Source organism: Chryseobacterium sp. MHB01, assembly GCF_034651565.1.
Taxonomy (GTDB): domain Bacteria; phylum Bacteroidota; class Bacteroidia; order Flavobacteriales; family Weeksellaceae; genus Chryseobacterium; species Chryseobacterium nepalense.
Genome location: NZ_JAYEDA010000013.1, coordinates 86,003 through 98,214, shown reverse-complemented (window position 1 = coordinate 98,214; position 12,212 = coordinate 86,003). Strand labels below are relative to the sequence as shown.

Below are 12,212 nucleotides of genomic sequence, written 5' to 3'. Positions count from 1 at the left end.
GCCGAAACTTTAAAGCTAATATAAATTTGTAAATCCTCTTAGATTTATTTCCTTAAAAGACCCGAACGAATTGGAGCTAACAAATCCATCAAGCCATTTACCTTTATTTCGTAGATGGTAGACAGCTGCATTCCTAATTTACCTTTAGGCATTCCTTGCCGTTGAAACCATTCAAGATAACTTACCGGTAAATCTGCCAGTATTGTTCCCTGATACTTTCCGAAAGGCATTTTCACCTCACAAATTTCTTTTAATATTTCGGGGTTTATTCCGTACTCCATTTTATACAATTAAATTAATTTTTTCCTCCAGCTCATCATCTTTATCCGGAAGCTTAAGATCCGGAGTATCATCATCCGAAAATTCATTTCTGTATACCTGAATCAGCAGCAATGTCAAAGATATAAGAATTGGTCCGAAAACCAATCCCATGAAGCCGAAAAGATTCATCCCCATTATAATTCCGAAAACAGTATTTAATGGATGAATATCTTCCAGTTTTTTTAAGAGCGTGAAACGTAAAACATTATCCGTTAATCCTACAATTACCATACAATACGCAGCCAGTCCGAGCCCGGTTCCTGTATCTCCTTCTGCAATCATGTAGATACAGATCGGTACATAGATGATTGCCGCACCTACTACAGGGATCATGGAGGCTGCAGCCGTTAAGGCGAACAGCAGTATGGGGCTTGGTGCACCAAAAATGAAATATCCTACCAGAGCAACAATTCCCTGCCCAAGCGCTACTACGGGGATTCCAATCGCATTCGCCATAATAAGCTTTCTCATTTTTTCGCCTATCAAAGATACATTCGATCTTTTCAGCGGTGCAGAAGATGACAGTATCCTTTCAAAAAATCTTGGTTTTTCAAGCATGAAATAAAGGATAAAATACATGGACATCACCACAGTTAGTGTATTGAATGTACCACTCAGTGCTTTTGTAGAAAATTGTCCGACATTGTTTTTAAGCTTATCCATATTTTCTTTACTCAAAATATCAAATCCTATTTTAGAATAGATGTAGGTATGAATTTTTTCAAGAAAAACATTAAACTTATCCATATAAGCCTGGGCATTCCCGAGCTTTTCAATCAATAGGTCACCAATAAAATAAACAGGAAGAATAAGAACAATAAGACTTGCAAACATTAAAGCCAGGGAAGAAGCCCAGGGTTTCCACTTTTTTTCTTCCTGAAGATAAAAATTATACTTTCTGCAAACCACATAAATGGTGATAGCGCCTAACACAGATGGAATGAAAAGTGCAAGATTAAAACAGATCAAGCCTGCCAAAATGAGAATTATAGCAAGCAGCGCGACCTGTTTTATTTTTATACTGCTTATTTGTTCTTCTTTATTCATTATTTGTTTAATAGTATTTGTCTTGGTTTTCCGAGGTAAGCACAATAGGCTGAATACATTACTGCAATGATAAAAGGAGCCGTAACAATAATTCCGATGCAACATAGGATTAATCCGGCAGCACTAATCAGAATCCCCAAAAGTGATGTACCTAAAAATGTACCATAATTGTCTTTTGCAATATTGTATGTTTTACTGAGTGCATCCATCGCCGTAGCATTTTCAAACAAGAGGATGGGATAACCCAAAAAGAAAAGAGGAAAAACAAAGAAAAAAGGAAGTCCGCATAGCGCTATGGAAATTCCTAAAATAATATTTGTAATTAAACTGTAAATAAGAATATTGCCAAGATTTTGCCTGTAGCCGATAAAAAGATCCGAGAAATCAATACCAATCTTGCTATTGTATTTATTAGCAATATAGATTAGCCCTACATACAATGGAGACAATAAAACATTTAGAATAAATGAAAATGAATAATAAAAAGGAGCTCCTGGCCCGCTCCAGTAATCATATTTATAAAAACTGTTATCATCAAAATCATTGAAACTTCTGAAATCTCTGAACCCTCCCCAGGAATTATACCCTGTAACTGACTGTACAATAGTATCGGCAATTATGCATATAATCATCACTACAATCGCATAAAGAAAGATTCCTTTATACATCTCGAAAGCATGAGAAATAATAGAGCCTGCATTTCTTTCCGGAACCGAGCCCTGCTGATCAAATTCATTAAATTCTGACATGGTGTTTATGTTTTAATGTTGTTTCTACCAAATTTAATTTTTTTTGGCAGAAATTCATTAAAAAACTATGCGAAATTAATTTTTCTCTGAAAAGATAACTTTATAAAGCGAATAAATCATTGCATTCCAGAAAGGAAATGTAAATAATCCACCGATGAAAAATAACATGAATCCGATATATTTAAAAAGCACTGCTACGATGATACAAACGAATATCTCCACAAAAAACATCTTCAAAGCTTTAAAATTTAAAGAAATTGATTCCAGAATGGTGCGGTTCATGAAAAACATAATCGGAGCTACAAAAATCGTAATACAAACCCAGATTACAGGCAGAATGATGGTATTGAAGATCATTCCGTAGATCAGAAACCAAAACAGACCGTAAGAGATATATCTGAAAAAACTTGTTCCGTTGTAACCCGCAAGTAAATCTCCGATCTCAATTTTTTCTTTTAAATCGATCTTTCTGAAAATTTGAAAAAGTCCAAGATTTAAAGGATAAAGAAAAACCAGTGTTCCCAGAAATGCAAAGCTGAAATATCGTGAATTATCCGTTTTTCCAAGTTCCGCTGCTTTTGCAAGATAAGCATCCATTCCGTTTTTGTATGCTTCCAGAAGTTCCTGCTGCTGATCCAGTATTCCGAATTTTCCGGCAAAGAAAAACATAGAAGTAAAAAATATAGCAAAGTAAAGCACCGAAAACATCAGCTGAAAAACCAATGTTTTATTCCAATAGAAAAATGCCTGCTTCAGTATAAAATCAAGACCCGGTTTCTGTGGATATTTATTTTCCATTTAAAAATTTTGTGCAAAAGTAAACATCAATAATTACTTTTGCGGAATGTTTTCAGCGAATCATCAAAAATTTATGGAAATGGACGAACTTTCACTCAACAAAGTTCCCTATTTTTTCATTGTCGACTTCCCAGCCCGGAATGTTGAAATATTTAAAGAAAATGAAATTGAAAAATCTGGTTTGTTAATTGATTTCCAGAACTTTTCAAACCAAAAAAAACAACAGACCCTATCTAAAAATATACAATGGAAATCATTTCCCGAAACCCTGGAAAGTTTCAAAATTGGCTTTGATAAAGTACAGAAAAATATTCGCTTCGGAAATTCTTACCTTGTAAATTATACCCGGAAAACAAAAATTGAAACAAATTTAACTCTTGAAGAAATTTTTTATCACTCTTCTGCCAAATACAAAGTTTTTTATAAGGATTTTTTTGTATTTTTTTCTCCTGAAACTTTCATAAAGATTATTGACGGAAAAATATTCACTTATCCTATGAAAGGGACCATTGATGCATCGGTGGAAAATGCTGCAGAAGTTTTAAGAAATGACATCAAGGAAAAAGCAGAACACTACACGGTTGTGGATCTTCTCCGAAATGATCTCAGTATGGTTGCTGATGATGTGAAGGTAGACAAATTCCAGTATATTGATTTCATTAAGACCAAGCAGAAAGATTTGTATGCCATGAGTTCTGAAATATCGGGAACTTTAAAACCTGAATTTTACGGAAAGCTGGGCAGCATCATGGAAAAGCTGCTTCCCGCCGGTTCTATTTTAGGCGCTCCAAAGCCGAAAACCCTGGAAATTATCCTCGATGCGGAAGGATATGACAGAGGATATTACACCGGAGTATGCGGCTGGTTCGACGGTACAAACCTGGACAGTTGCGTGATGATCCGTTTTATTGAACAGGAAGGCACTCAGATGTATTTTAAAAGTGGCGGCGGAATTACCCACATGAGCAGGCTTGAAGACGAGTATCAGGAAATGAAAAATAAAATTTATGTACCAATTCATTGAAAGTATAAAGGTTGAAGACCAGAAAATCTTCTTATTGGAATTACATCAGAAACGTGTAGATGCAACTTTCGCCCATTTCGGGAAAGAAGGAACCATTGATCTGGCTAAAATTTATAAGCATTTGGAACATGACGAGGATGGCCTTTTTAAATTTAGAATTGTATATGATCTGGATAAGAAAATACGAACCCAGATGATTCCATACGCCATCCCGGAAATTGAAAGCTTTCAGCTGGTGGAAAATAACAGTTTCGATTATTCTTTTAAGTTTGAAGACCGAAAGGAACTCGAAAGAATGAAGATGAAAGCCAAAGCTGAAGAAATCATCATAGTTAAGAACAATCATATTACCGATACCTCTTATTCAAACATTCTTTTTTTAAAGGGAAAAGACTGGTTTACACCCAGTTCCTATCTCCTTAACGGTGTACAGCGACAGCATCTTTTAAGAAAAAAAGAAATAAAAGAAACAGAAATCAGCCTTCAAAATATTAAAGAATTTTCTCATTTCCAGATTATTAACGCTCTGAATGATTTTGATGAAAATTTCATTTATCCTATCGACAGAATCATTAATTTACCCGGAAATGAAGAATATGAAGATCTTTAACTCTCCTTTAAGTAATTGAAATATGCTTTCTGTATATCTGCATTGTTTTTACCGTGCGTATTGATTTCCAATATTTTAGGCTGACTATCAGGTTTGAAGAAATTTTCAAGAACTCGGTCTAAGGTAATATCGTCATCCACTTTTGTATAAGAGAACCCGAAATGCTTTGCCAAAAATTCCGCATTTTTGTGGTGTTTGGTTGCAATAAACTCATCCAGTGTATTAGGATTTGCATTTCCCGGACCCGGAATAATTTTAAAAATATTTCCTTCACCATTATTAAAAATCATGATTCTTACAAATGGCGGAATATATTGATTCCAAAGTCCGTTGATATCGTAAAAGAAACTGAGATCACCGGTGATTAATAAGGTAGGGTTTGTATTTTTTATGGCAAATCCCATCGCGGTAGAGGTTGATCCGTCAATTCCACTTGTTCCTCTATTACAGTAAATTTTCCTTTTCCCGTAATCGAAAAGCTGAGCATAGCGTATTGCAGAACTGTTGCTGAAGTGCACATTATAATTTTCAGGAATCATCTGCGAAGTTTTATGGAAAAAATAAAAATCTGAAAAGTCTACCGTACTCAGAAATTTTTCATGCTTTGCGTCTTTTTTGTCGCGCAGAACATCCCAGAGATTAAAATACGGGCTGGGTTCCAGGTTAATAAATTTCATCAGTCTGGTGAAAAAAACTTCAGGTTTCACTTCCACCTTTTCCGTAAGCGCAAAATACGTGTCCGGCTGCCATACTTCATCCAGATGCCAGTGCTGTTTTGGGTGTGCTTTCCTCAGAAACTGCTTTACTTTCTTAGAAACAACATTCTGCCCTACCGTAATCAGTAAATCAGGTGCATAGATTTTAAAATCTTCTTCGTTAAAATTAAAAACATACCGGTCGATATGCCTGAAAAATTTTTCATGATGAAGATTAGAATTTGCTTCACTTAAAACCACAACAGAATGATTTTTAACAAGCTGGGTAAGCTGATTTTCCAGCTCAGGACTGTAATCTCTTGTTCCTACCAGAATCATAATTCTTTGGGAAGTGTTCCATTCCGCCACTAAAGTAGAAGGAATTTCATATTCTTTCTGTCTGATTGTTTTCTCAACCGTAGGAAAGGTCGGAAGCTCTGAAACCAGCTCATACAGAGGCTCTTCCAGAGGAATATTGATATGAACCGGGCCCTGTTTTTCAATACACAGTTCAATAGCTTTCTTTATCGTGTCAAAATTGAGGTCTTCCGCGTTTTCTTTACTGTCTTCCAGCAATTGGAAATCCCCGTAAGAATGTTGATGAAAAAGATTATTCTGCCTGATTGTTTGTCCGTCAAAAATATCCACATAATCCATTGGTCTGTCGGCCGTTAAAACCAAAATCGGAATATTGGAATAAAAAGCTTCCGTGATGGCAGGATAATAATTAGCCGCCGCCGAACCACTTGTACAGGTTATGGCCACAGGTTTTTTCTCGCTCATTGCCATTCCAAGCCCGACAAAAGCAGCACTTCTTTCATCCACGATGCTGTAACAGTTGAAACTGTCTGTTTCGGAAAAATGGATCGCCAAAGGTGCGTTTCTGGATCCGGGGGAAATAATAATGTCTGAAATTCCGTACTGCTGAAGAAGATGCGCCAATATCTGAATACTTCTTTTGGAAGAATATTTTTTCATAGGACAAATTTAATTGATAAATAATTAACTGTAAAAAGATTTCATTTAAAATCTGTAATTTAGCCATTCGTTAAATTTCTAAAAATGGATAAAATACCTAGTGTAGACCTGCGTGATTTCCTTTCGGGTGACCCGGAACGCAAACAGAAATTTGTAAATGAAATCGGAAAAGCTTATGAAGAAATTGGTTTTGTTGCTTTAAAAGGCCATTTTCTTGATGACAAATTGGTAGATGAATTGTATGGAGAAGTGAAAAACTTTTTTGACCTGCCCACGGAAACGAAACAAAAGTATGAAATTCCGGGAATCGGTGGACAAAGAGGCTATGTAGGATTCGGTAAAGAAACTGCAAAAGGCTTTAAAAAGGGAGACCTGAAAGAGTTCTGGCATTTTGGGCAGTACGTAGCTGAAGATTCCAAATATAAGGATGAATATCCGGATAATGTAATCGTTGAAGAACTTCCAAAATTCAACGAAGTGGGTAAGGATGCTTATCAGATGCTGGAAAAGACGGGACAGTATGTACTTAGAGCTTTAGCTCTTTATCTTGGTCTTGATGAATTCTATTTTGATGATAAAATTGCTGAAGGAAACTCTATTTTAAGGCCAATCCACTACCCTCCGATCACACAGGAGCCGGACGATGCAGTGAGAGCTGCCGCACACGGAGATATCAACCTCATTACATTATTGATGGGATCTCAGGGAAAAGGGCTGCAGGTTCAGAATCATAAGGGAGAATGGATTGATGCCATCGCAGAACCGGATGAACTGATGATTAATGTAGGAGATATGTTGTCCAGACATACCAATAACAAGCTGAAGTCTACCATTCACAGGGTCGTAAATCCGCCGAGAGAATTGTGGGGAACTTCAAGATATTCAATTCCTTTCTTTATGCACCCGGTAAGTTCGATGTCATTAAATGCACTGGAAAACTGTATTGATGAAAATCATCCGAAACTGTATGAAGATACAACAGCAGGAGAATTTCTTCATGAACGCTTGATCGAATTGGGACTGATCAAAAAATAATTAAGAACCGGGCAATATGTCCGGTTTTTTTTATTCTAAATTTTTTAAAAAAACAAATTAATATTAACATAAAAATAATATACCACAATTGTTTGACTTATTCATTTTTTATTTATCTTTACAGAAGTATCAAATTTTTAACGAAAACAATATGAAAAATTTAAAAAAACTAAGCAAAGGCCAATTAAAAAGTATTACAGGAGCTGGAATTAAACTTCCTGAGCCGGAATTTTGTATGTATGCATGTGGTAATGTGATTATCTGCGCAACATGCAGTAAAGATTTCAAATGTCCTGATGATACGATGTAATTCAATCAGAAACATTTTTTCATAAAAGAAGCCGTTCCTTTTGGGAGCGGTTTTTTTATTTAATCAAATAGTTTTAACTGCTGATCCTTCGAGCCGGTAAAATTTTTTGTAGTGAGTTTCGGAAATTCCTTGCCGTCAAAAAATTTCTTTCTTCCGATTTTAAAAGTATTGTGAATCATTTCCGCAATGTTCCCTTCACCTTTCTGGCGGTCAAAAAACTTTTTTTCACCAAGCTTTCCACCACGCATCGAACGGATTAAATTTAAAACTTTTTGTGCACGGTCCGGAAAAGCATTTTCGATCCAGTTTACAAAAACAGGCTCTACTGTATCATTCAGCCTTACCAAAGTATAACCAAAACTTTGTGCTCCCGCCTCTGAGATTGCTTTTAAAATAGAAAGAGGCTCATCACTGTTCAGTCCGGGAATAATTGGGGCCACCATGACATTAACCGGAATTTTATTTTCCGAAAGGATTTCTACAGCTTTTAGTTTATTTTTTGCAGAGCTTGTGCGTGGTTCCATTTTTCTTCGCAGCTCTTCATTAATGGTTGGAATACTTAAGGAAACACTGATAATATTCTGTTCTGCCATCGGTATTAACAGATCAAGATCCCGAAGAACCAAAGCATTTTTTGTAAGGATATTTACCGGATGTCTGTAATCAAGGCAAACCTGAAGAATTCTCCTTGTAATCTCGAACTGCCGTTCTGCGGGCTGATAGCAATCCGTATTCCCGGAAAGTAAAATAGGCTCCGGTTTATATCCTCTTTTCTGAAAGAATTTTTCCAGTAGTTCAGGAGCATTTTTCTTTACCATAATTTTTCTTTCAAAATCGATTCCCGCACTATAGCCCCAATATTCATGTGTAGGCCTTGCAAAACAGTAGGAACAGCCGTGCTCACAACCCTGGTAAGGATTCATGGAATACTCCATCGGGAGGTCTTCGCTTTTCACCTGATTTACAATAGTTTTCGGAAATACTTCGGTAAAAGATGTTTTCTGGGCTTCATAGTCTTCATCTTCCGGCTCATAGGTATATCGGTCGAAACGGTTGATTATGTTTCGCTGAGCTCCCTGTCCTTTTATGATATTTTCATTCTGCATGATTTTGTAAAATTAGAATGGAAATCCTGGAAAATAATAAGTTTTAACATGAAAGTTTTCCACAAAAAAAACCGGCAGCCTAACGGTACCGGATTACAAAAAATTGGATATATCGTGTTTTATTATTTTAAAGCATAAAATTCAATACCGTGATAATCTTCTTCGACATTTCTATTATCAAAATGTCTGTGATAATCAGAATAGGAATCACTGTATCTTTTATCTTTTCTGTGTAATATTTTTTTAATTCCGATGATACTTAATACTGCCAGAAGACCAACACCTCCCGCCAGTAAAACGCCAACTTCCTTTTTCATATTTCGTTTGATTTATTACGGTGATTACTGCAAAAAGTATACCCAATATAAATTGCCAAATATAAATTTTTGTTAATACGATTTATCATTTTTATAAAATACCATAATAAGATGATTGGTTTAATTATTGCATCTTAAAAGAAAAATATTATTATGGAAGGCACAGGAAATATTGACAAAATGACCACACTAAGTCAGGTTATGACAAGACTCACTCAAAGAGGTATCCACAGAGAATTCAGAATGAATGAAGAATGTGAAATGAAACTGGAAAACTCTGAGAAAGTATATCAGCCCAATGAACTTACTATCATAAAAACTTATCGTTTCGAAGGCCCAAGCAGTCCTGATGACAACGCCGTTTTGTATTTGGTAAAAGATACTGATGGGAATATCGGAATGATTATCGATTCTTATGGTGCAGGAAGTAATTATCCAAAAGAATTTGATAATTTCCTTCGTGAAGTTCCTATTCTGGAAAGCGACGAATTTGATTTTGATTAATATAAAAAGTCCGAAACTATTCAGTTTCGGATTTTTCTTTTTTCCGGAAGACTCCTTTTAGAAATCCTTTATTTTCTTTATCATTTTCTTTTACCTTCTCTGTTTCGGGATTCTTCTTTATAGCTTGTCCAACTTCCTTGGCAGACGCTTTCATCTCTTTTACATCCTGTTTTACATTCTTTACAGCGGCAGCCGTTTTATCAACCGTTTTCTTGGCCTTATCAATATTGATTCCTATTAATGTTTTCTTTAATCCCTGCTCAATCCCTTTCCAGAAAAGATTGAAAAACGACTTGGTAGGATCTCTTTCCACATCTTCCACATCCACGTCTTCCGGAAGCTTCCCGGAATCAGATTTCACCAGCAGGTTGGCAACCGCCGTAAGAAAACCTTTTTTATCCTTATTTTCTTTATCCAGAATGGTTACTTTAAGATCTTTATGTTTAAGATTAAATTTTCCGTCCAGTCCTTTTGGATTTCCTCTGAAATTAAAAAGCATTTCCTGAATAGTCCCGGTGGCCGTTACATGAAGATAAGGTCGGATAAACGGATTGATCCCCGTAGCCGGAAGATTGGTGGTTCGTCCTGAAATAGCAAAACGGTCACCCTGGTCTGCCACATCAAAATTCCAGTTTACCGAAAGCGGTGCAAAATTCATAAAAGAACAGTTGATTTTAATATCAACCCGCGTTGGATTTCCTTTGATTTTGGCAGAATTTAAATTTTTAACATTCATATTAAAATTACTGAAGGTCAGTTTCCCGGGACCGGCACTTTCCGGCGTATCTTCCTCATAGACCAATTTTGAATCTTTAAGGTTAAGATTATTGACTACCATTGGAATTTTAATCGACCTCAGCATTCTTGAATACAAGGGCTTTTCTTTCGGATCATCTTCCGGAATTTTACTTCTGAAAATATTGGCATCTGCATTACGGATTGTAACGTTTGAAGCGCGGATTAATTTCTGATCAGAAAATAAATCCCAGGTTCCGTTTGCTGCAATCTGGTTTGCCGTGATATCATACAAATCACTTTCCACAGGAATCATTTTGATAAACTGCGCTCTCGAAACCAAAGGCTTCATTGCAAATGCCGTTACGTTTATCGTATTCTGGTCCAGCTTTAAAAACCCTGCCGTCATATTGTAGAATTTCGTCTTATAACCGAAGTTTTTAGTTGAAACAGCATATTTACTTATTTTTGCTTCAATTCCTGAATTATCCTTTTTATTAATGAGCTGAATATCATTTACGGTTGCATTAAGATCCTGAAAACTGAGCGGCTGGTTATTTTTAGAGTAAATAATATCCGAATTCTGCAGTACAACTTTCCTGATTATTATAGGAAATTGGATCCCGTTAAAATTATGCTTTTTGCGATTAACCGTTTTACCCGTTCCGGCAGTAATTTTTCCTTTGACACGGCTCATGAGAACCTCATTGACATCAAGATTCATCTTTTTATCAGTAAAATCCCATTTATTAATTGTAAACCGGATATAATCTGTTAAGAGATTCATTGAGGTTTTTTCAGGAGCACTCCCATTAGGAACGACAGAAACATTCCTTAATTCTCCTTTTTTAGGATTCAGGCTGATGATTCCGATTGTAAAGTCCTGGTGATTGGAAAATAAGACATCTCTGCCTGAAATCTGAAAGTTTTTATATCCTACAGGAATGAGCGCTTCTCTGGTTTCTTTATCAAATCTCAGCTGGTTGACATCAACGTTAAGGTTTTTAGCATATAAAAGCTTATTACCATCAGGCTTCATGACCTGAATGGTTGCATTGCTCATTTTTATATTTTCCAGATCTAGCTCAAGGTCTGAAGGTTTCTTTACCCTTACAGGAACAACATCCGTAGTGTACATCAAGAGATTGGGTTCGTAAAAACTTGCATTGGAAAGAGACAACTTATTCTTTTTCAAAACAAGATCTTTGAATTCCATTTTTTTAATAGCAAACTGGAAAAGCTTATTTTTTTTCGGGTAATATTTTTTAAACTGTTCAAAATCCAATACCGGAACCAACTGAAAGTTGTCGACTGTCATTTGTCCGTCTGATGTCCTGATGGCATCTATCTTAAGAGCATATACATCATCGGGACGAACAAAAAAGTTTTTTCCTTTAATATCGTAGGCGTCAAAAACAACAGGAAGTTTATCTTCCACCGATTCTTCAGTTAACTGAAGATTTTCCACATACAGATCAAGATCCTGAACCGAAAGAAATTTTTGCTTAGTATGCCTGAAAACACTTACATCCCCATCGTTGATCCTGATATTTTCAAATTTTACAGGATTTCTCTTTTTCCCGGTTTTATCATCTACCGGCTTGGCGAGAATTACGTTGAGATTTGGTTTGGAAAGTAAAAGATCCGATGAGCTGATCTGCTTATTAAATACCGCATCATAAATCCCGAACCGGCTTATTTTGAGTGTGTCTATTGTTCCCTGAAGACCAATTACATTATTATTTTGGGGATTTTTATTATTAACTGATATTTTTGTTGCAAGAATATTTCCTGACAGCAGATCTACTTCCAGACTTTTATAGGAAACCTTATAATCGGTATTGTTTTTAATGTAATCGGGAAGACGGGTCTTAAGCCAGATGTTAAGTCCGAAGTTCGCCAATAAAATGATCACCAACAAAACTCCCAGACCAACCAATAGCTTTTTTACCCACTTTTTCATGTTTACATATTTTACTTATT

At 35.9% G+C, this 12,212-nt stretch carries 13 protein-coding genes; 5 read left to right on the top strand and 8 right to left on the bottom strand.

The window, feature by feature from the left end:
• Positions 1-44 precede the first annotated feature (44 nt).
• From U9K52_RS18015 to U9K52_RS18000, 4 genes are all read right to left on the bottom strand, one after another.
• Positions 45-269 carry a DUF3820 family protein gene (locus U9K52_RS18015; RefSeq protein ID WP_248394976.1) on the bottom strand — a complete coding sequence of 75 codons (225 nt, stop codon included), beginning with the start codon at positions 267-269 and terminating at the stop codon, positions 45-47.
• Between the two features lie 13 nt (positions 270-282).
• Positions 283-1,368, bottom strand: a complete 1,086-nt coding sequence (locus U9K52_RS18010) for an AI-2E family transporter (RefSeq protein WP_248389476.1) — start codon at positions 1,366-1,368, stop codon at positions 283-285.
• Entirely contained in the window at positions 1,368-2,117 is a 750-nt protein-coding gene (locus U9K52_RS18005) for a hypothetical protein (protein ID WP_322927647.1), read from the bottom strand. The genes U9K52_RS18010 and U9K52_RS18005 overlap by 1 nt, the downstream gene beginning before the upstream one ends.
• A 75-nt stretch (positions 2,118-2,192) precedes the next feature.
• A complete protein-coding gene (locus tag U9K52_RS18000; RefSeq protein ID WP_322927646.1) occupies positions 2,193-2,915 on the bottom strand; it encodes a hypothetical protein in 723 nt (240 codons plus the stop codon).
• Positions 2,916-2,961: 46 nt separating this feature from the next.
• Between U9K52_RS18000 and U9K52_RS17995 the strand changes: the two genes are divergently transcribed.
• Together U9K52_RS17995 and U9K52_RS17990 are read left to right on the top strand one after the other, a co-directional pair.
• Positions 2,962-3,939, top strand: a complete 978-nt coding sequence (locus U9K52_RS17995) for an aminodeoxychorismate synthase component I (protein ID WP_323673814.1) — start codon at positions 2,962-2,964, stop codon at positions 3,937-3,939.
• Positions 3,923-4,549, top strand: coding sequence for an aminotransferase class IV (locus U9K52_RS17990; RefSeq protein WP_322927643.1), 627 nt, complete (start codon positions 3,923-3,925; stop codon positions 4,547-4,549). The genes U9K52_RS17995 and U9K52_RS17990 overlap by 17 nt, the downstream gene beginning before the upstream one ends.
• On the opposite strand, the gene menD is transcribed toward U9K52_RS17990, so the two are convergent.
• On the bottom strand, positions 4,546-6,222 hold the full coding sequence (gene menD / locus U9K52_RS17985; protein ID WP_322927641.1) for a 2-succinyl-5-enolpyruvyl-6-hydroxy-3-cyclohexene-1-carboxylic-acid synthase: 1,677 nt from the start codon (positions 6,220-6,222) through the stop codon (positions 4,546-4,548). The two genes, U9K52_RS17990 and menD, sit on opposite strands and share 4 nt — an antisense overlap.
• Positions 6,223-6,306: 84 nt before the next feature.
• On the opposite strand from menD, the gene U9K52_RS17980 reads away from it, so the two are divergent.
• Both U9K52_RS17980 and U9K52_RS17975 read left to right on the top strand, forming a co-directional pair.
• Entirely contained in the window at positions 6,307-7,257 is a 951-nt protein-coding gene (locus U9K52_RS17980; RefSeq protein ID WP_263601840.1) for an isopenicillin N synthase family dioxygenase, read from the top strand.
• A gap of 151 nt (positions 7,258-7,408) precedes the next feature.
• Positions 7,409-7,567 (top strand): bacteriocin-like protein, encoded by a 159-nt coding sequence (locus tag U9K52_RS17975; protein ID WP_169231564.1) that lies wholly within the window; start codon positions 7,409-7,411, stop codon positions 7,565-7,567.
• Positions 7,568-7,626: 59 nt separating this feature from the next.
• Here the strand turns inward: U9K52_RS17975 and U9K52_RS17970 are convergent, their stop codons facing one another.
• The gene (locus tag U9K52_RS17970) at positions 7,627-8,673 is read right to left on the bottom strand and encodes a PA0069 family radical SAM protein (RefSeq protein WP_263601841.1); all 1,047 of its coding nucleotides are present in this window, start codon (positions 8,671-8,673) and stop codon (positions 7,627-7,629) included.
• Positions 8,674-8,795: 122 nt separating this feature from the next.
• Positions 8,796-8,990, bottom strand: a complete 195-nt coding sequence (locus U9K52_RS17965; RefSeq protein ID WP_248389463.1) for a hypothetical protein — start codon at positions 8,988-8,990, stop codon at positions 8,796-8,798.
• A 153-nt stretch (positions 8,991-9,143) separates the two neighbouring features.
• Here U9K52_RS17965 and U9K52_RS17960 point away from each other — a divergent pair, with 153 nt between their 5' ends.
• Complete coding sequence (locus tag U9K52_RS17960; protein ID WP_322927639.1) at positions 9,144-9,494, top strand: hypothetical protein; 351 nt, start codon at positions 9,144-9,146, stop codon at positions 9,492-9,494.
• A gap of 16 nt (positions 9,495-9,510) precedes the next feature.
• Here the strand turns inward: U9K52_RS17960 and U9K52_RS17955 are convergent, their stop codons facing one another.
• Positions 9,511-12,192: a hypothetical protein gene (locus U9K52_RS17955; protein ID WP_322927638.1), complete on the bottom strand. Its 2,682-nt coding sequence runs from the start codon at positions 12,190-12,192 to the stop codon at positions 9,511-9,513.
• Between the last annotated feature and the right edge of the window lie 20 nt (positions 12,193-12,212).

What these genes read in the sequence shown, in the direction of transcription:
- U9K52_RS18010 (WP_248389476.1), bottom strand. Translation starts at nt 1,368, where the DNA reads ATGAATAAAGAAGAACAAATAAGCAGTATAAAAATAAAACAGGTCGCG.
- U9K52_RS18005 (WP_322927647.1), bottom strand. Translation starts at nt 2,117, where the DNA reads ATGTCAGAATTTAATGAATTTGATCAGCAGGGCTCGGTTCCGGAAAGA.
- U9K52_RS18000 (WP_322927646.1), bottom strand. Translation starts at nt 2,915, where the DNA reads ATGGAAAATAAATATCCACAGAAACCGGGTCTTGATTTTATACTGAAG.
- U9K52_RS17995 (WP_323673814.1), top strand. Translation starts at nt 2,962, where the DNA reads ATGTTTTCAGCGAATCATCAAAAATTTATGGAAATGGACGAACTTTCA.
- U9K52_RS17990 (WP_322927643.1), top strand. Translation starts at nt 3,923, where the DNA reads ATGTACCAATTCATTGAAAGTATAAAGGTTGAAGACCAGAAAATCTTC.
- menD (WP_322927641.1), bottom strand. Translation starts at nt 6,222, where the DNA reads ATGAAAAAATATTCTTCCAAAAGAAGTATTCAGATATTGGCGCATCTT.
- U9K52_RS17980 (WP_263601840.1), top strand. Translation starts at nt 6,307, where the DNA reads ATGGATAAAATACCTAGTGTAGACCTGCGTGATTTCCTTTCGGGTGAC.
- U9K52_RS17975 (WP_169231564.1), top strand. Translation starts at nt 7,409, where the DNA reads ATGAAAAATTTAAAAAAACTAAGCAAAGGCCAATTAAAAAGTATTACA.
- U9K52_RS17970 (WP_263601841.1), bottom strand. Translation starts at nt 8,673, where the DNA reads ATGCAGAATGAAAATATCATAAAAGGACAGGGAGCTCAGCGAAACATA.
- U9K52_RS17965 (WP_248389463.1), bottom strand. Translation starts at nt 8,990, where the DNA reads ATGAAAAAGGAAGTTGGCGTTTTACTGGCGGGAGGTGTTGGTCTTCTG.
- U9K52_RS17960 (WP_322927639.1), top strand. Translation starts at nt 9,144, where the DNA reads ATGGAAGGCACAGGAAATATTGACAAAATGACCACACTAAGTCAGGTT.
- U9K52_RS17955 (WP_322927638.1), bottom strand. Translation starts at nt 12,192, where the DNA reads ATGAAAAAGTGGGTAAAAAAGCTATTGGTTGGTCTGGGAGTTTTGTTG.